The organism is Shewanella sp. SR1, assembly GCF_020447145.1.
GTDB classification, from domain to species: Bacteria; Pseudomonadota; Gammaproteobacteria; order Enterobacterales; family Shewanellaceae; genus Shewanella; species Shewanella baltica.
On sequence record NZ_JAJAEF010000014.1, the window covers coordinates 36,029 to 55,062 of the forward strand.

At 48.3% G+C, this 19,034-nt stretch carries 16 protein-coding genes; 9 read left to right on the top strand and 7 right to left on the bottom strand.

What is annotated here, in order from left to right; translation table 11 throughout:
- Position 1: 1 nt before the first annotated feature.
- Both KV201_RS13965 and KV201_RS13970 read right to left on the bottom strand, forming a co-directional pair.
- A complete protein-coding gene (locus KV201_RS13965; RefSeq protein ID WP_226059676.1) occupies positions 2–748 on the bottom strand; it encodes a helix-turn-helix transcriptional regulator in 747 nt (248 codons plus the stop codon).
- A 173-nt stretch (positions 749–921) separates the two neighbouring features.
- Positions 922–1,713: a ComF family protein gene (locus KV201_RS13970; RefSeq protein WP_226059677.1), complete on the bottom strand. Its 792-nt coding sequence runs from the start codon at positions 1,711–1,713 to the stop codon at positions 922–924.
- A 32-nt stretch (positions 1,714–1,745) separates the two neighbouring features.
- Here KV201_RS13970 and bioH point away from each other — a divergent pair, with 32 nt between their 5' ends.
- Both bioH and KV201_RS13980 read left to right on the top strand, forming a co-directional pair.
- The gene (gene bioH, locus KV201_RS13975; RefSeq protein WP_226059678.1) at positions 1,746–2,540 is read left to right on the top strand and encodes a pimeloyl-ACP methyl ester esterase BioH; all 795 of its coding nucleotides are present in this window, start codon (positions 1,746–1,748) and stop codon (positions 2,538–2,540) included.
- A 61-nt stretch (positions 2,541–2,601) separates the two neighbouring features.
- The gene (locus KV201_RS13980; protein ID WP_226059679.1) at positions 2,602–3,162 is read left to right on the top strand and encodes a hypothetical protein; all 561 of its coding nucleotides are present in this window, start codon (positions 2,602–2,604) and stop codon (positions 3,160–3,162) included.
- Positions 3,163–3,261: 99 nt separating this feature from the next.
- Here KV201_RS13980 and KV201_RS13985 read toward each other — a convergent pair whose 3' ends face one another.
- The 3 genes from KV201_RS13985 to greB form a co-directional block, all read right to left on the bottom strand.
- Complete coding sequence (locus KV201_RS13985) at positions 3,262–5,226, bottom strand: LTA synthase family protein (protein WP_226059680.1); 1,965 nt, start codon at positions 5,224–5,226, stop codon at positions 3,262–3,264.
- A gap of 217 nt (positions 5,227–5,443) precedes the next feature.
- On the bottom strand, positions 5,444–7,807 hold the full coding sequence (locus KV201_RS13990; RefSeq protein WP_226059681.1) for a Tex family protein: 2,364 nt from the start codon (positions 7,805–7,807) through the stop codon (positions 5,444–5,446).
- A 163-nt stretch (positions 7,808–7,970) separates the two neighbouring features.
- Positions 7,971–8,474 (bottom strand): transcription elongation factor GreB, encoded by a 504-nt coding sequence (gene greB / locus KV201_RS13995; RefSeq protein WP_006079584.1) that lies wholly within the window; start codon positions 8,472–8,474, stop codon positions 7,971–7,973.
- A gap of 394 nt (positions 8,475–8,868) precedes the next feature.
- Here greB and ompR point away from each other — a divergent pair, with 394 nt between their 5' ends.
- The 3 genes from ompR to KV201_RS14010 all read left to right on the top strand — a co-directional run bounded on the left by ompR (position 8,869) and on the right by KV201_RS14010 (position 13,065).
- Positions 8,869–9,594: a two-component system response regulator OmpR gene (gene ompR / locus KV201_RS14000; protein WP_006079507.1), complete on the top strand. Its 726-nt coding sequence runs from the start codon at positions 8,869–8,871 to the stop codon at positions 9,592–9,594.
- Between the two features lie 42 nt (positions 9,595–9,636).
- Positions 9,637–10,953 carry a two-component system sensor histidine kinase EnvZ gene (gene envZ / locus KV201_RS14005; protein ID WP_063882184.1) on the top strand — a complete coding sequence of 439 codons (1,317 nt, stop codon included), beginning with the start codon at positions 9,637–9,639 and terminating at the stop codon, positions 10,951–10,953.
- Positions 10,954–11,082: 129 nt separating this feature from the next.
- Entirely contained in the window at positions 11,083–13,065 is a 1,983-nt protein-coding gene (locus tag KV201_RS14010; RefSeq protein ID WP_226059682.1) for a methyl-accepting chemotaxis protein, read from the top strand.
- Positions 13,066–13,142: 77 nt separating this feature from the next.
- Here KV201_RS14010 and KV201_RS14015 read toward each other — a convergent pair whose 3' ends face one another.
- On the bottom strand, positions 13,143–13,616 hold the full coding sequence (locus KV201_RS14015) for a peroxiredoxin (RefSeq protein ID WP_226059683.1): 474 nt from the start codon (positions 13,614–13,616) through the stop codon (positions 13,143–13,145).
- Between the two features lie 80 nt (positions 13,617–13,696).
- Positions 13,697–14,653, bottom strand: coding sequence for a choice-of-anchor H family protein (locus tag KV201_RS14020; protein WP_126493210.1), 957 nt, complete (start codon positions 14,651–14,653; stop codon positions 13,697–13,699).
- A 358-nt stretch (positions 14,654–15,011) separates the two neighbouring features.
- Here KV201_RS14020 and KV201_RS14025 point away from each other — a divergent pair, with 358 nt between their 5' ends.
- The 4 genes from KV201_RS14025 to KV201_RS14040 all read left to right on the top strand — a co-directional run bounded on the left by KV201_RS14025 (position 15,012) and on the right by KV201_RS14040 (position 19,008).
- Positions 15,012–15,302 (top strand): PepSY domain-containing protein, encoded by a 291-nt coding sequence (locus tag KV201_RS14025; protein ID WP_006079501.1) that lies wholly within the window; start codon positions 15,012–15,014, stop codon positions 15,300–15,302.
- 2 nt (positions 15,303–15,304) lie between these two features.
- Entirely contained in the window at positions 15,305–16,000 is a 696-nt protein-coding gene (locus KV201_RS14030) for a response regulator transcription factor (protein ID WP_006079500.1), read from the top strand.
- A complete protein-coding gene (locus KV201_RS14035; protein ID WP_226059684.1) occupies positions 15,993–17,357 on the top strand; it encodes an ATP-binding protein in 1,365 nt (454 codons plus the stop codon). Before KV201_RS14030 ends, KV201_RS14035 begins: the two co-directional genes overlap by 8 nt.
- Positions 17,358–17,505: 148 nt before the next feature.
- The gene (locus KV201_RS14040; protein ID WP_226059685.1) at positions 17,506–19,008 is read left to right on the top strand and encodes a DUF3300 domain-containing protein; all 1,503 of its coding nucleotides are present in this window, start codon (positions 17,506–17,508) and stop codon (positions 19,006–19,008) included.
- Positions 19,009–19,034: the final 26 nt, after the last annotated feature.

Sequence of the window (19,034 nt, forward strand, 5' to 3'; positions counted from 1 at the left end):
TTTAGATCAACTCATATTGATGGGCTAAATGGATTAAGTTTGCTCTATTTGTAGCCCCAAATTTCTTGCGCATAGCTTCCATATGATATTCAACTCCTCTGACACTTATCGGGAGCTGAGTTGAAATTTCGTCATTCTGAAGGCCGTTTGCGACCATGAGCAGGATATCTCTCGCATTATCTTTAAGTAGCGAGCTTTGTAGAAATGGATTGAACAATTGTTTATTACATTCAAACAGCTTGTTTTGGGCTTCCTTTAAAGTATCAGCCAATCCCTCTAATGCTATCTCTGAGTCGCTAAGATGGCTGAGTAGTATGAAGCGGCCTGCCCAATGACGATTAGTGTGGCATGAGATGGGCCAGCTCAAAACACTTTGAATATTATGCTTACTAAACAGTAGGCTGGTCTTATCATTTTTTTCACTCGTGAATCTATACATATAAGATTTTGAAGTATCTAATGAAAATCCAAAATTGAAATCATTGGCTGCAACCTGATTTAAATAAAAACGCTGTAATTCAGCGACAACAGGGGAAGAAGCTATACTGGCGATAGGTTTTCGTAACGCCGTAGGAGAGAACAGATTGGTATCTTTTGAAAAGTGGTAATTTTCATACGCACAATGTGGAACTCCCTGAAACCAGAAACCACAGATACCATGCAGCTTCAAAGAATAGCTTATCGCCTGAATAACATCTTTCAGCGTAGATGCCGCATTTGCATTTGATAGCGCCTGTTTAGCGTCCATAAATACCCTCCAAACGAAATAACATAGGAAGGTACATCAATAAAATTAATAAATAAAACTTATTGATACAGATACTTACACCTTGTCTCAGAATTAAAACTTACTCATTTTCACTCAGTATTTTTGACATAATTTTGACATACACATAGATATAATGATGTGACCGCTATGTTTTAAACAGCGTCAACATCATCCAACAAGCCTGGCGCCTCTGCCCTTGCCAAACACCATACCTGCACATGCACGTATCGCGCTTCGAATAAGCGGGCAATTTCAGAGACTGTGGTGCCTGTCGTGACCACATCATCCACCAGTGCAATACGCTGGAACGCAAAATCATCCGCTAACATAAAGGCATCGTGTAAGTTTCGTCGTCGTTGTGCACCTGAAAGTCCGGCCTGCGGCCGAGTGTCTTGCTGGCGCGTTAATCCCTCGCTCACTAATGGCAGTTGTAATAGCTGTGATAACTCATGGGCAATTAACCACGCCTGATTAAATCCCCGTTGTTGCAAGCGTTTTGGATGCAATGGAACTGGCACTATCGCTTGGGGCAGCGTTATTAATCCTTGCTGTTCTAATAGCTTAATTCGCGCCACTAAGGCGCGGCATAGCACAGGTAAAGCGGCAAGTTGCCCCTGATATTTAATCGCGCCAATCCAAGCACCTAAACCTTGATGGTAACTGCAGGGGGCAACGACTTTACGCGGCTGACGCTTTTGGCATTCCCCGCAGTAATCGACCTCGATTTGCATCGACTTACCGCAGCCTAAGCAAATAGGTCCATGATATAAGCCAGATTGAAGACAAACGATGCAAATGCCCGTCTCTGGGATAGGTATGGATTGGTGGCACAGCAGGCAACGGTTAGGTAAACTGCCCGCCAACCACCCTGTGCCGAGCTGATAGCCTAAACGCATTATCCGCAAAGCAGATTGCGGCCAAATCCTTTTGACAAAGTGCGGCATACATTCACCTAATCCATTTTTGAGGCACTCAAGTGAGCCAAGTGACATCCACAAACCACGCAAATTTGCATATTGAAATCAGAGGCCAAGGGCCAGATCTGGTGATGCTTCACGGTTGGGGAGTCAATAGCGCTGTGTTTACGCCATTACATGAGTCACTGTCTCAGTATAGGGTGCACTATGTCGACTTGCCGGGCTTCGGCCATAGTCAGATGGTGGAAGGTGATCTATTAGCTTGGGTCGATGCCTTAGTCGCCGCATTACCAGAACACGCTATTTGGGCCGGCTGGTCACTCGGTGGGCTCGTGGCGACTCAGGCAGCACTGAGTTATCCACAAAAAATCAAAGGCTTGATTACTATTGCCTCATCCCCTTGCTTTATGGCAAGGGAAGACGAAGCATGGCCGGGCATTCCGCCACAAGTTCTTAATCAATTTAGAGAACAACTTGGGCAAAATTTACCTAAAACTATTGAGAGATTTCTAGCGATTCAGGCCATGGGCAGCGAAACCGCCAAAGAAGATATCAAACGACTGCGCGATCTTGTGCTTGCGCGTCCGTTACCCGATGCCAGAGCCTTAACTCAAGGTCTGAGTATGCTGACCGACATCGACTTAAGGCCGCAACTGACAGAGTTACAGCAACCTTGGCTTAGAATTTGGGGACGACTCGATGGACTCGTCCCCAAACGCGTACAACCTAAGATACCGATCACGCCGCAAATTGAAGATGTGATGCTAGCCAAAGCCTCCCATGCGCCGTTTATTTCCCATCAACAGGAGTTTTTGCAGGTATTTATGCCTTGGTTAGCGTTACAGACACGCTAACGCTTTATCTTTGAGCGATTAATGACTAGTATTTAACCATTAGTGCACCAAGGAATTTTCCATGTTAGTTGTCAGTAACTACCCACAAGTCCCACTAGCGACCAGTAATGTCGCGACGGACTCGGCTCGGGTCGACAACCAACTGAAACCTGTGGTCATTCCCCCACAAGCTGCCACTAAAGGTCATGAAGAACGCGCCTTTAATCCGCAGAATGAACGCACAGCAGATCAAACTCAACAACAAACCAAAACGCTCGAGAATAATCAGCAACAAGTTCAAGAAAAACAGCAGCAACAACAACAATCCTCGCAGCAACAAAGCCAACAACAGCAAGAGAAAAAAGCCCCCCTTGTGGTGGCCGAGCGGGTGTTACCTAAGACGCTTAAAATTGCTGCACGCGGTCAAGCGGCGCTGCAACGTAAGGATATCCGCTTAAAGGTCAGTCAAGGTGCGGCAAATTATGCCAGCAGTAACGCCAAAGCGAATACCAGCAGTGCGGCGCGTCAATCGCTCCAAGGAGAACCGACTCAATTTTATCAACAGCTTGGACAACGTATTGGTCAGTTCTATCAACAACAGACTCAGCCAGAGCAAGAATCTATCATGTCGACGTGGATTTAACTTATTCCAATGGGATTAATCTTTTCCCGCACAAGATGAACAAAAATAATAAACAAAAATGCCGCTAAAAATAGCGGCATTTTTTATGCTGTTTAACGCTTATTTAGGCAAACGATACAGCTCTTGCTGGTAGGCCAAACTGCCCCATAATGCCCAACTTAAGGCTTTCTTCTCTAACGCTGCTGCAGCTGGCGCATAAGGTGTTAACTGCTCAGTTTTTTCGTTATATTCGAAACCTTGAGCCGCTTTTTCTGGCTGCAGGATCACTACATCTTTACCTTCCATCAGGGCAAAGTTTTTATCGTATTGCATTAACGCGCGTCCAGGCCAATCATCGCTGACCTGGGTCAAATCTCGGCCCAGCATAGGATAAGAGTCTGAAATACCAATCAATGATAGAAGTGTTGGCGGTAAATCAATTTGGCTCACAATACGATGATCGCGTTTTGGCGCTAAATTATCCCCAATGATTAAACCCGGAATACGAAAACGTGACACTGGCACCAGATCCGCGCCACCCACTCGACTGTCATGATCGGCAACCACGATAAAAATCGTGTCTTTCCAGTAGTCTGCATTTTTCGCGAGTTTAAAAAACTCACCAATCGCATAATCGGCATATTTCGCCGCATTGTTGCGGGTTTGCTTAGGTTGCTCGTACAGCTCAATACGATCATCAGGGAATTCGAATGGATCGTGATTGCTCGAGCTAAAAACTAGACTAAAGAAAGGCTTACCTTCACTGTGTAGACGCTCAAACTCACTATTCGCCTTGCGCATTAAGTCTTCATCAGAGGCGCCCCACGAGCCCACAAAGGCCGGAGATTTATAATCTTTCTGATCTATGATGTCACTAAAGCCGTTGCCCAAAAAGAAGCTACGCATATTGTCGAAATGGCTCTCACCACCATAGATAAACTGCGTGGTATAGCCATGATTTTTAAGTAATTCAGCTATGCTGAAGAAGCCAACTTGGCTCTTACCCAGTTTCACCACAGCACGAGCTGGCGTCGGGGTAAAACCTGTCGTTACGGCTTCTATCCCGCGCACTGAACGAGTACCAGTAGCGTACAAGTTATCGAAATACCAACCTTCTTTGGATAAGGCATCGATATTCGGAGTCAGGGGTAAACCACCTAAACTCCCCACAAAACGTGCGCCTAAACTCTCTTGCAGTAGGATCACTAAGTTCTTTGGCTTTCCGGTATAACTGGCTTGGTTAAAGCTTAGCGATGGGATATCTGTTGAGGTAAATGCACTGTCAGGACGACCACTTTCCTGTCTTATGGTCGTAATAATCTCAGCGTTATCTAACTTGCCATACACTTTAGAGGCATCTTCTTCACTGCCCATCTGCTTGATGGCAAACACTAATGAATAGGCTGAGTTGATGACTAAAGAGTTCACTAATGGATCGTCGGCAAACGCTACCATAGCAGGGTTAATCGGTCTATGGCCTAAGGTTGAACGCGCACCCAATAACGTCATGGAGATAACAAGTACTGCCAACACAGGACGCCAGTACCAGCGCGGGAAACGTAAATTTTTAGTGAGCTTACCGCTTAACACCCAGCCGCCCCAAAGCGTACCTATAGTTAATAGCACGGAGAAAATCAGCTCAAGTTTGCGACCCGCCCACAGCATAGAAAGCACTTCTTTCGGATAGATCAGATATTCCACATACAGGCGATTCGGGCGAATACCGTATTCTTCAATAAACGCAGGGGTCGATGCTTCTAAAAAGAGGATGATCCACAGACCGACAGTTAACCACACCCGTAAAATTGGCTGCCACAGACGGCCAATAAAATGATCACCCGAAAACAATGCGGTTCCTAAGGCAGCAATACCCCATAACCAGCACAGGGTAGCGATATCGACGCGTAAACCTTGGATTAAGAGATGCGACCAACCCTCCACCGCGGCCACGCGTTCGGCTTGCCACAGCCCTAAAGCGATACGGCTCGCAGTAGCAATAAAAAGCACTAATAGCGAGAAAATAAAGATGGCGCGGAAAGGCCCATGGGCATTGTTATGCCCGCGAGGTGATAAACCAGATTGCATGTGTTACCCCAAAACGTATAAAGAGCCACTCAGCGTTGGAGTGTCAATTTGAAAAAAATCGGTGAATAAGCTGTGCTATGACAACCGATTTTGCTTAACGTTGCATTAAATGCCGACTTTATATTCCCTAAGACGACATTGATGCAACAATTTTGTGAGTAACATGTAAAAAAGTCGACTCGGACATGGCTTAAGTCCGAGTCTTAACGGTTAACGCTTACTTTTTCAGCTTAGCGAAGGCATCGGCAAAGGCATTACCCATGGCCGCGTTCGCTGGCGCTTTAGGTGCTTGCTTTTGCGCAGGACGCGCAGCAGGTTTCGTCGACTGTGGCGCCTTACCGTTATGAGTTCTGGCAGGATTGTGCGGTCTTTGCTGCGACTTGCTTTGGTCGATAGCTTCATCCAAACGCATGCTCAAACCGATACGACGACGCTCAACGTCAACTTCCATCACTTTAACTTTGACCACATCACCCGCTTTCACGATTGTGTGGGGATCGCTAATAAACTTGTCGGTCAGTGAGGAGATATGCACCAGTCCATCTTGATGCACGCCAATATCGACGAAGGCACCAAAATTAGTCACGTTGGTCACCACACCTTCGAGCACCATTTCAGGTTTCAAGTGTTTAAGTTCTTCCACGCCATCTTTAAACTTGGCGGTTTTAAACTCACCACGGGGATCGCGTCCCGGCTTATCCAGCTCGGCTAAAATATCCGTCACAGTTGGTAAACCAAACTCCGCCGTAATGAACTCTTCAGGTTTGATGCTGCGCAGTAGATCTGAGTTACCCATCAGGCTCGCCAGCTCCACTTGCTTAGTCTTAGCGATAGTTTCCACTAACGAATAAGCCTCAGGATGCACAGACGAGGCATCAAGTGGATTATCACCTTCACGAATACGTAAAAAGCCCGCCGCTTGCTCATAGGCTTTAGGCCCTAAACGTGGCACTTTCAGCAGCTCTTTACGATTCTTAAACTGACCATTAGCATCGCGATAATCGACCACGTTTTTCGCTAACGTCTTGTTTAAACCCGCTACTTGCGACAACAAAGGTGCTGAGGCCATGTTGAGATCCACACCCACGCCGTTTACACAGTCTTCCACCACGGCTTCCAGCGAACCCGATAATTGGCTTTGGCTCACGTCGTGTTGGTATTGGCCCACACCGATAGACTTAGGCTCAATCTTCACCAGTTCGGCTAACGGATCTTGCAAACGACGCGCGATAGACACAGCACCACGAATCGAGACATCGAGATCAGGAAACTCCAGCGCCGCCAATTCCGATGCCGAATACACAGACGCGCCCGCTTCGCTGACCATCACTTTAGTCAACTGTGGATGGGTATCTTTCACTGCGGCAATCAGCTCAGCGGCCAGCTTGTCGGTTTCCCGTGATGCCGTGCCGTTACCAATCGCAATTAATTCAACTTTGTGCATTTTGACTAAGTTAGCCAAAGTACGGATCGACTTTTCCCACAGATTTTGCGGTGCGTGCGGGAAAATCGTCGCATGGCACAACATCTTACCCGTGTTATCGACAACAGCCACTTTCACGCCGGTACGTAAACCTGGATCGAGTCCCATGGTGGCTTTCGCGCCCGCTGGAGCGGCCATCAATAAATCGCCTAAGTTACGGGCGAAGACTTTAATCGCTTCGGCTTCGGCGCGTTCACGCATTTGCGAAATAAACTCGGTTTCCATCTGCAGCGCAATCTTGACGCGCCATGTCGCCGTCACCACGGTTTTCAACCATTGATCGACGCTGCTATCACCTAATTTCAGCCCTAAGTGATCGCAGATAATTACTTCGCAATAACTGCCTTGGCCCGCTTCAGCAGCAGGATCGGCATTCATAGATAACGCTAAGAAACCTTCGTTACGGCCACGCAGCATCGCCAGCGCACGGTGAGAAGGGATCTTCGCTAACTGTTCGGTATGCTCGAAATAATCACGGAATTTCGCGCCTTCTTTCTCTTTACCTGCAATTAAGCGGCTTTCTAACACACTGTTTTGGCTTAAATGTTCACGCACTTTACGCAGTAATTCCGCGTCTTCGGCATAGCGCTCCATCAGGATATAACGCGCGCCTTCAAGCACTGCTTTCACATCGACAAAACCCGCTTCGCTATTGATATAACCCGCCGCTTTGGTTTCAACATCGGCGCTACGGTCAGCCAGTAAGGCATCGGCTAATGGTTCAAGCCCAGCTTCGATAGCGATTTGGCCCTTAGTGCGGCGCTTAGGTTTGAAGGGCAGATATAAATCTTCGAGACGTGTCTTGCTGTCTGCGTCATCAATAGCCCTTTGTAATTCTGGCGTTAACTTACCCTGAGCTTGGATGCTAGACAGGATCACTTGGCGTCTGTCGTTCAGCTCACGCAGGTAACCTAAACGTGTGTACAAGGTACGCAGTTGCGTATCGTCTAATCCGCCCGTGGCTTCTTTACGGTAGCGGGCAACGAAGGGAACCGTCGCACCATCGTCAAGCAGAGTGATGGTTGCGGCAACTTGTTGCTCACGAACATTCAGTTCTTGAGCGATAATCTGAGCGATGTTATGTGCATTAGTTTGCATAAATAAAGTGTCGTGCCTAACTGTAAAGTAAGTCGTTATTGCGCCAAAGATACCACAGGCGCCCCGTATGTTTCATGCTAAAGCCTAGGTCAAAGCAGAGTCTTTGATCTTTCCCCGTCATGCCATGGTGACCGCAGCGGTTGTCACGGCGGCAACTCTGTCGCTAATCTGCCTCGCTGGCGAGAGTGGTTTCAAAAGGAGTGTAACGGATCTGATTGATATACCACTCTTTTGGACCCGATGGCGTTTGCACTACCACCTCATCGTCCACTTGCTTGCCGATTAAGGCACGCGCCATGGGCGAGTCTATGGTGATGTAGCCCAATTTGGTATCGAGTTCATCTTTACCGACGATCCGATAACGCACGCGATCACCGGCTTCATTTTCAAGCTCAAACCAAGCACCGAAGAATATTTTACCTTCCTGCTGCGGCGAGTAATCGACAATTTTTAATTCTTCTAACCGCTTGACTAAGTATCTGACTCGGCCATCAATTTGTCTTAACAAACGCTTGTTGTAGGTGTAATCAGCGTTCTCACTACGGTCGCCTTGCGCCGCCGCTTCTTGGACTTTAAGGGTGATTTGCGGCCGATATTCTTTCCACAAATACTTCAATTCTTTATCTAAAGTTTGCCAACCCTGTCGGGTGATCAAATGCGCTTTCATGCTCATTACTCAATCGTTGGATTAAACGACCACAATTGATGCGGGATATTATATTGGACTGATGATACTCAGACTGGACACTAAAGTTAACTCACTAAATCATCTCTGTGCATAATGGCGATGAAATCACCGCTTTTGCTGATGCCCATTTAGTTACAATTTCACCCTTAGCGTGAATAAACGCGAGTATTCCCATGCAATTTCATTTGCTTAGTATTAACATTGGGCAATAAATGTCAGCATTTATCGCATTCAAGCCACTAAGGTGAGCTAGTCGCCTAGGTTGAATGCGGCTATATTAGGCAGATTCGTTTTCAATTTCAGCCAGTTGGTTAATCTTAACTGTTTCTCGTCAGTAGAATAAGCACCAATCTGAGCAATTAAAGGACATCCCATGGGACAAGAAACCTCGAAAATCCTCGTCGTCGATGATGATATGCGCCTACGAGCGTTACTCGAGCGTTACCTGATGGAGCAAGGTTATCAGGTGCGCAGCGCGGCCAATGCCGAGCAGATGGACCGCCTATTAGAACGCGAAAACTTCCATTTACTCGTGCTCGACTTGATGTTACCCGGTGAAGATGGCCTGTCTATCTGCCGCCGTTTGCGCCAGCAAGGTAATCCTATTCCGATTGTGATGCTGACGGCCAAGGGCGATGAAGTCGACCGTATTATTGGCCTAGAGTTAGGCGCCGACGATTATCTGCCAAAACCTTTTAATCCACGGGAATTACTCGCACGGATCAAAGCCGTGATGCGTCGCCAAACCCAAGATGTGCCCGGTGCGCCCGCCCAGCAGGAAGCGCAGATCAGCTTCGGAGAGTTTTCGCTAGATTTAGCCACCCGTGAGATGTACCACGGCGACGAATCGATTGCGCTCACTAGCGGTGAGTTTGCCGTGCTTAAAGTGCTCGTCACCCATCCACGCGAGCCCTTGTCTCGGGATAAGTTGATGAACCTCGCCCGTGGCCGCGATTATTCTGCGCTAGAACGCTCCATCGACGTACAAGTGTCACGTCTGCGGCGTTTAATCGAGAAAGATCCTGCGAATCCGCGTTACATTCAAACTGTGTGGGGATTAGGTTATGTGTTTGTGCCCGATGGCGCCGCGCGTCGATGAGCCGCATTGCCATCTTAATCTGCTGTGGTTATTGAGCCCACGATGAAAGCTAAGTTTTGGTGGCGGTTTGTCCCTCGCAGCGCGTTTAGCCAAACCGTGATGCTGATTGGTTGTCTATTGCTGATCAATCAGCTGGTGTCTTACGTCACGGTTGCCGTCTATGTGCTTAAGCCAAGCTACCAACAAATCAATCAGTTAATCGCTCGCCAAGTCAAATTGCTGTTTGTCGATGGCATAGATATTGGCCGTGAACACTTAACCATAGTCGATGCCCTCAATGCCAAAGTCCACGACGATGGCATGAAGATTTACAATCAACAGCAAGCGCGTGAAGCTGGCATTGAGCAAGCGACCTACTATGGTTTCTGGTCGGCGCAGATGTCGGAATATCTCGGCGGCGACGCCGAAGTGCGCGTCACCCACGGCAGCGTATTGCAGATTTGGATCCGCCCACCACAGGCGCCCTCGATTTGGATAAAAGTGCCGCTTATCGGCCAGAATGTTTCAGACCTTTCGCCGCTCACCCTTTATTTAATGGTCATAGGCGCCCTCAGCGTCGCTGGGGGGTGGTGGTTTGCCCGCCAACAAAACCGCCCACTTAGACGACTACAAAAAGCCGCGATTGCCGTTTCCCGCGGTGAATTCCCCGACCCCTTGCCGCTTAATGGTTCGAGTGAAATTGTCGAAGTGACCAACGCCTTCAACCAGATGGCGCACAGCATGAAACAGCTGGAACAGGACAGAGCGCTATTGATGGCGGGGATTTCCCACGACTTGCGCACGCCGCTCACCCGTATTCGTCTCGCATCTGAGATGATGGTTGAGGAAGATCAATATCTTAAAGATGGCATAGTCAACGATATCGAAGATATGGACGCCATCATCAGCCAGTTTATTGCGTATATTCGCCAAGATCAGGAAACCAGCCGTGAGCTAGGCCAAATCAATAAACTCATTCAAGATGTCGCTCAAGCAGAGGCCAATCGCGCCGGCGAAATTGAAGTGGTGTTAACTGACTGCCCAGAAGCTCAATTCCAAGCGATTGCCATCAAGCGGGTACTGAGTAACTTAGTCGAAAATGCCTTTCGCTATGGTTCTGGCTGGATCCGCATTAGTTCGCAGTTCGATGGCAAACGTATCGGTTTTAGTGTTGAAGATAATGGCCCAGGAATCGACGAGTCACAAATTACCAAACTATTTCAACCCTTTACCCAAGGTGATATCGCCCGAGGCAGTGTCGGCTCAGGCCTAGGTCTCGCCATCATCAAACGGATTATCGATAGACACCAAGGGCAAGTCACCCTCTCCAACCGCGCCGAAGGCGGTTTAAGAGCCCAAGTGTGGCTGCCGCTGGAATAGCGCGAGATCACATATCGGCAAATCAAATGACAACGCTGACATTCATGTGAGCGCTTGTCATATTAATGTCACGCTAAATTCATAAACTCAGAACAGTTAGCTGGCTCTGACAATTATGAAGATTGCAAAATGAAAATTTCAACGCTGTCGCTCTCTGCTTCTGCCCTGTTGTTATTGCTCGCGGGATTATTAGCGGCCGTAGTGCTGTGGAGTAGTGATCAGCGACAAAATATAGAACAGCAAACACTCACACTGCAAAGCATACAAGAAGACTTCCTCGTCGGCGTACGCCGCGATCTCGACGGCTATCTCGCCAGCGGCAACTCTAGCCAACTTGAACAAGCTAAAACTAAACTCAGCGCCATTAAGAACCAGCTCACAGAGCTTAATCTCGCCACCATGGGCGCTACCGATAATGACTTGCAAGCAAGTCTCAGCAGCTTCATTCAAGATTTAGATACCAAGTACCGCGCAGCGGGTAAACTCGCTGGCAACCCGCGACAACTGCTGGCCCACGCCGAATCTGAAATGCTCGACTATAACCGTCGTTTGGGCAGTTATGCCGATAAAGGCTTAGCCACAAATGCGGTGGTCGCCGAACAATATCTGCAATTGAGCCGCGATTTACCTTCCATCGTCTATCAACTTTCCCAGCTGACCGATGGCTATCTGATCGGCAAAAATCAGCAACTCAAGGGCATTTTAGACAGCACCAGCAAAGAGCTAAATACATGGCACGACACCCTCAGCACACTGCCGTTAATCGGTGTATATGAGCAGCAAGAAGCCGATGAGTTTGCCCTCGGTGCCAGCGAACCAGAACAGATTGAAGTCGGCGAAAGTGACCGCAGTGAACTGCTGAGTCTCGCCAATCGATACAACAAAGAAGTCGCCAACACCCACCAATTGCTGCAAGCCAACCAAGAGATGCAAGATCAACTCATTCAAGCGATTAGCAATGTGGAACAACAGCTTATTGGCTTAGGTGAGGCTCAGGCAGCGAAGAATCAACAGCTTAAATATGAGCTACAACTGATCCTCTACACTATGGTTTCCATCATGGCCTTGTTTGCTATAGGTTATTTAATCCTGCAGCAAAATCGCGTCGTCAAACCGCTGAAACGTCTTAATCAAGCCTTTATGAAATTAAGCGAATCGAACAGCCGCGAGCGTTTAGACATTAATCGTCGCTGCGAGACGGGCCAAATCGCAGGTCATTTCAACCAGTTGCTGCAAAGGTTTGAACAGGAAGATGAGGCACAACGCCAGCAAATCACTAAGGTTTCTCAATCATTAAGCCAACTGGTTGCGCGCATTACTCAGCTATCGCAGCACACAGAGCACACTCAGACGATTGTGGCCGATACGCAAACACAGACCGAACATATCCGCAGCCTCGCCAATGAGGTGAGCCACACTTCGGCACTCGTGGAAGACAGCGCCGCCGAAACCATGCGCCAAATGCAGTCGAGCCAAACTGAAGCCGAGGCCGTACTCAGCGCAACTGAGCAGACGCAAACCGCCGTAGGCCTTTGCCATGCTTCCCTTGAAAGCCTGAATAACTCAGTGACGGATGTGTCGAAAATCATTGATGTGATTGGCAATATCGCCGAACAAACTAACTTACTTGCCCTCAATGCCGCCATTGAAGCTGCGCGGGCGGGAGAGCAAGGTCGCGGCTTTGCCGTGGTGGCCGATGAAGTGCGAAATTTAAGTCAGCGCACCCAAGTGTCCTTAAACGAAATCGTGAAAATTCTGCAGCAACTGACCCAATCGAATCATGCCCTCAGTGAGAGTGTCGATGGCATAGCACAGGCCACCAGCAGTCAAAAACTGCGCGCTCAAAGCCTATGGCAAGTGGCGCAAACGGTGCAAAACCAAGCGAGCGACATGGCCAATACCGCGAAACAAGGCTCGCTCAATGCCAAGGAGCAAGTCGATTATCTCGATCAATTTGTGCGCACTATGGATAGCTTAAAAGAGCAGGCACAAACCAGTTCACAACAGAGTGAAGTCATAGCCCAAGAAGTGCAGCAGAGCGTCGAGGATATTGAGACCAGTTTAGGCATTGCCGATGCTGGTAACTTAGCACCACAGTCGCGGGCCGCTTAACCCACTAAAATACCAATAAAAATGGGAGCCTAAGCTCCCATTTATTTTGATGTCCGATTACGTTCGGACCTTAATCATTACAGTGCAGCTAAAACCACTTCGGCTTTACTGGCTTCAAAAGCCTTTGGCTCTTCAACATTCAGCAGAGTCACTACGCCGTTATCTATGATCATGGCGTAACGTTGTGAACGCACGCCACCAAAACCAGCTGTATCCATTTCTAAGCCTAACGCTTTAGTAAAGCTGGCATCGCCATCGGCTAGCATCATCAATTCAGAGGCATTTTGCGCTTCGCCCCACGCTTTCATCACGAAGGCATCGCTCACAGCAACACAGGCAATCAAATCCACGCCTTTCGCTTTAAATTGATCGGCTAATACGACATAGCCAGGTAAATGCGCTTCAGAACAGGTCGGAGTAAACGCACCGGGTACAGCAAACAATACCACTTTTTTACCAGCGAACAGTTCAGTAACTTGGTGATTCACCATGCCATCTTTCGTTAGTTGGCCTAATGTAGCTGCTGGTAGTGTTTGACCTTGAGCAATCATATTTATCTCCATTTAGTTAAATTAACCTGACCATACTAGCCCTATTTACCTGAGATAAACACAGAGAGAAAAAAGGGTGATTAGCCGCGAGTGCGATTCATCCGCAGCCCTGCACACAAACCGAGGAATAACAGACCCAATACCGATAAGCTACCGCCACTTTCTTCGACGACTATGACATCAGGCTCTCTGTCTCGATCGCTACTTTCCAGTGGCAACGCATACAAACCATCGGTTTCATCGGCACTAATGGTCGCGACAATGTCGCTGTAACCCACTTCGTACACATCGATTAGCACATCGTAGTGGTCCGTCGCATAACCCGTGTAGAGCGTGGTCAGCACTTCATAATCGTCCTGTGTTGAATCGCCATAAATAGTAAACACGTCCGTGGTGTAGTAATGCACCCAAGGGCCGCCATTACGGCTGAGATAAAGCTCGGCAAATAAGTCAGCTCTTTCATTAAGATACGCTCCGTTAACATCGACGTCGAAGGTCACACTAAAGGTTTGATAAAACCCATCGTAGTCAAAGTCTTCGAACAAACGACTGCTGGCATCAAAAATCGAAAAGCTGTGATACACAGGGGCGCGGTAGGGATCTTCACTAGTCGCGCTCGAACTCGGCATGCCTTGGCTCGCATGTTTCGCAGTCACTTGCTCACGCGTCATCGGCGATGCGCCCATTAGTTGCACGCGGTTTGCCGTCGGCGCTTTAGAGGATAACGCGGGCGCCAAGGATTTAACGGCTGCAGCGGCAGCTTCAGTGACATTTTTTGCGGGCGCAGCTTGTTGTAACAGGGCTAAAGCTTGCTGTTCCTGCTCGGCTGCTTGCTCGCTGTTTTCAGCTTTTTTGGCAATGCCGACACTGGCCGCAGTAAATGGCATTAAGCTTTGCGATGATTCCAGTTCGCGGGGCTGAGCGCTGACGGCAGTGGACGCTAAAAACAGCGCGGCAATGGCCGTCGCTTTAACGAAATGGGTGTTAACCCGACAGTTAACTGTGGCTGCCATACCTTGTTTATTGAGTGTGTTCATCTTGAATACCCCATGGATAACCCGTTCAAATTGGAGCCATTAAAGTGCAATGAAGGTGAACATAAGCTGAACATCAACATTTAGTGTTCTTAGCGCGACAATACGTTCAGCCTTAGTTCATCTGGATTAGCCGACACTAGGGCATATTGAATGCGAGCATAGGAATAGACTCGCTGACAGAGCTTCAGTTCTGTCACGAATAACAAAATGACTACCAAAGTTAATTTTGATGGAATTGTGCCAACCAATTGGCTGATCTCTATGTGTTTGTTAAGGTGATGAGGTATTCTTAGTCGACTCGATAAGTTATCCATCTCACCCATTAACTTAAGATCGCCGAACATTGCGGGTACCAGATATGAAACTTGGTTTGACATTGGCCCTAATCGCTTGCTTGTTTGCCTCCTTTGGCAGCATGGCAGGCAATGATAGACAGAATGATCGCAACCAAGGTGCGAAGAATGAGCAGCGCCGTCTGGCGGTCAATAGCCCAGATCAAGCTGTGGCTATGGTGCAGCGCCAATACCAAGGCAAGGTACTGAGCGTGCAATCCAGCGGCTCAGGGTATCGGGTTAAGCTCCTCAATAATGACGGCCAAGTGTTTTCTGTCTCAGTGGATGCCGCTACTGGCCGAGTGTCGAGGAACTAACTATGCGATTGTTATTGGTTGAAGATGATTTAGAACTGCAGGCGAACTTAAAACAACATCTGCTCGATGCCCATTACAGTATCGATGTGGCGAGCGATGGTGAAGAAGGCTTATTTCAAGCACTCGAATACAACTATGATGCGGCGATAATCGATGTCGGTTTGCCTAAACTTGATGGTATCGCGCTTATCCGCAGCGTACGCGAACAGGAACGCGACTTCCCAATCCTAATTTTAACCGCGAGGGACAGCTGGCAAGATAAGGTTGAAGGACTCGACGCTGGTGCCGACGACTACCTGACGAAACCTTTTCATCCCCAAGAACTGGTCGCGCGGCTAAAAGCCCTGATCCGTCGCTCTGCCGGCAAGGCCAGCCCTTTGATTTATAACGGGCCCTTTAGCTTGAATACCAGCAGCTTAGAAGTGCGTAAAGGTGAAGAGTTGGTTAACCTCAGCGGCTCTGAATACAAGTTATTCGAATTTTTTATGCTGCATCAGGGCGAAGTGAAATCTAAAACCGTATTGACGGAGCACATCTACGATCAGGATTTTGATTTAGATTCAAACGTCATCGAAGTCTTTATCCGCCGGTTACGCAAAAAACTCGACCCTGATAATCAATACAACCTGATTGAAACCCTGCGCGGCCAAGGTTATCGCCTAAAAGCGTTAACGCCCGAGCCAACTGCCGATGAGTAAACGTGCCATTGTGTGGCAAGTATTGAACTCCCTTAAAGCGCGCTTAGTGATTAGCGCGCTATTGTTTATCTTAGTGTTATTGCCTTTGATCGGCGTCGCCTTAAACGATGCCTTTACCGAGCAAGTTAAAAGCGCGACCAAAAATGAACTCAGCGCCTATGTCTATTCGATACTCGCGGTGACGGAAGTCGAGAATAAACAAATATCTATCCCAGAATTAGTACTCGAAAATCGTTTTAACCTCATTCAATCTGGGCTGTATGCCATTGCGACCACTGAAGATGCCAGCGGCAAACAAACGATCGTGTGGCACTCGCAATCTTTTATGGGCATGATGCCACCACCGCATTTTACCATCCCAGCAACGGGTCAAAGTGACTTTGAGCAAATCGAGCTCGCCGAACAACCCCATTTGATTTATAGCTTTAGCGTCAGTTTCGCCAGTCAAAATCAAAACGTGCCTGTGACGATTCACATCATTAAGGACGAGCGCGAATTTCAGCAGCAAATCGATCAATTTAACCAACAGCTTTGGACTTGGCTGCTGATCCTCATGTTCGTCATGCTCGTGTTCCAACTGAGCTGGCTAGTGTGGACGCTGCGGCCATTGGCACGCTTTACCCAAGAATTACATTCCGTCGAGCAAGGTAAGTCGATGCAGCTAAGTAGTCAGTACCCCACTGAATTACAAGCAGTTGCTCGGCAGCTCAATATTTTGCTCAATACCGAACAAACCCAGCGCAAACGCTATCGTAATGCCTTGGCCGATCTTGCCCACAGCCTCAAAACACCGCTGGCGGTGATCAAGAGTCAGGCCGACTTAAGCGAAGCCTCCAGCGAGCAAGTGTCGGTGATCAGCCGCATTATTGGCCACCAGTTGAAACGCGCCCAAACGGCAGCGGCAGCCTCGTGGCATTTAGGGATTCGAGTCGATGACGTCGCCGCTAAGTTATTACGCACCTTAGCTAAAATTTATCGTGAGCCGCAAATCAATCTCAGTGGCGAGATGGCTGACGAAGCAGTATTCAAAGGTGATGAAGCGGATCTCACGGAAATTCTCGGTAACGTGCTCGACAACGCCTGCAAAGCGGCAAAGTCCACGGTTAAATTAACCGTGACCGGCGATGCCTATCAATTGCTGATCTGCATCGAAGATGATGGGCCAGGGATCAGTGAAGCGCTGCAAAATCAAATCTTTGAACGCGGTATTCGTGCCGATTCCTATCATCAAGGTAATGGTATTGGGCTTGCGATCGTGCGCGATTTAGTCGACAGCTATAACGGCAGAATTTCAGTCTCACGTTCAGAAACCTTGGGCGGCGCCAAGTTCAGCATCAGCTTTGTGCACTCAATTTAATGATTTAGTTTCAATACCATAGATTTAAACTCCCACCTAAATTGCGGTTAAAAATAACTTTTTAACCGTAAAATGCTTTCAGCTTATGTTCATATTCAAACGCCTATGATGCCCATAACATCCTCGAACAGGATTATTGGAGCAAACCATGAACAGACTACATCGATGGAATTGGCTAGTGTTAACGGCGGCATTAGTGGCCTTGCCTTTCACTACCACAGCACAAGCTGCGGGCGTATCTGTGAGCCAAGGCTCGAGCGCTGCGGCAAGCCAAGCCGAACTCGAACAAATGCTGGCGCCTATTGCCCTGTATCCCGATAGCTTATTGACCCACATACTTATTGCCTCAACTTATCCACTCGAAATCGTGCAGGCACAACGTTGGTTAACCCAGCGCCCCAAATCATCAGTCGATCAACTGATGTCGCAAGCCGAAGACCAAGATTGGGACCCGAGCGTCAAAGCTTTGCTGGCCTTTCCGACGCTGCTGCAAAAAATGAGTGAAGATCTCGACTGGACTCAAAGACTCGGTGAAGCCTTCTTAGAAGATGAAGGCCAAGTGATGAACAGCATTCAATCCCTAAGGCAACAGGCTGATAAAGCGAATAGCTTAGCGGACATGGATAACATGGCGATCACCCGCGCCAACAATCAGATCATCATAGAACCCGCTAAGCGAGAAATCGTCTACGTGCCCTATTATGATCCGCGCGTGGTTTATGGCACATGGCGCTGGGGTGTGGCTTATCCACCCGTGTATTGGGAATTTGGCGGCTATGCTGGCTATCCCTATCGTCCGAGTCATAACCATTTCTACTGGTCACCTGGCATCCATATTTCCTTTAACTACTTCTTCAGTTCATTCCACTGGCACAACCATAAAGTGGTCGTGATCGACTATCGCCATTCACATCGTTATCGCCCACGTGAAAGATACACGGTCAGCTATGGTGCCCAGCCTTGGAAACATAAACCCGAACATAGACGTGGCGTGAGTTACCACAACCCCGTCGTGAAGCAACGCTATTACAACGAAGACAAGTATCGCGGTAGAGATTCACACTCTAGCGGCAGTAAGCAGCACTTCAATAGTCAATATTCGAAGTCAAAAGAACGCCAAGATACCCATAGCAATCAAAGTAATATGAGTAATCAGGGTCATAAGAGTCGTGACAATAAGGACTATCCCAACGCCAGTCGTGAACGTGATAACCGCGCACCGAGTTATCAAAAAACGCAGGCCGAGTTAAAAGAACGTCGCGCAGCGACTATGGTACAAACGCCGACTCACAAGGATCGTAATGACGCGCAATCGAGACCCGTGCAGTCAAAGCCTATGCCATCGAAGGAGCCGCAGCAAAGGCAATATCAAACTCGGGAGTCACAGCCGCGTAATGTCGATCAACAAAGGACGCAGCCACAAAGGCAAGAAAATCCAAGGACTGCGACCCCAAGAGTTGAAACGCCACGACCTGAGACAAGACGCGCAGAACCGCAACGTATTGAACAACCAAGACAAGCAGCGCCAAGACAACGCGAAGACGTGAGAGTGAGACAAAGTGAGCCACGCCAAAATGCGCAAACCGCTCGCTCGGTAGAACATAACCAAGGTCGCTCAACTCAAAGCCAAGAACGCCGTCATAGGGAATGATCGCGCTATGGCCGCAGTAACACAAA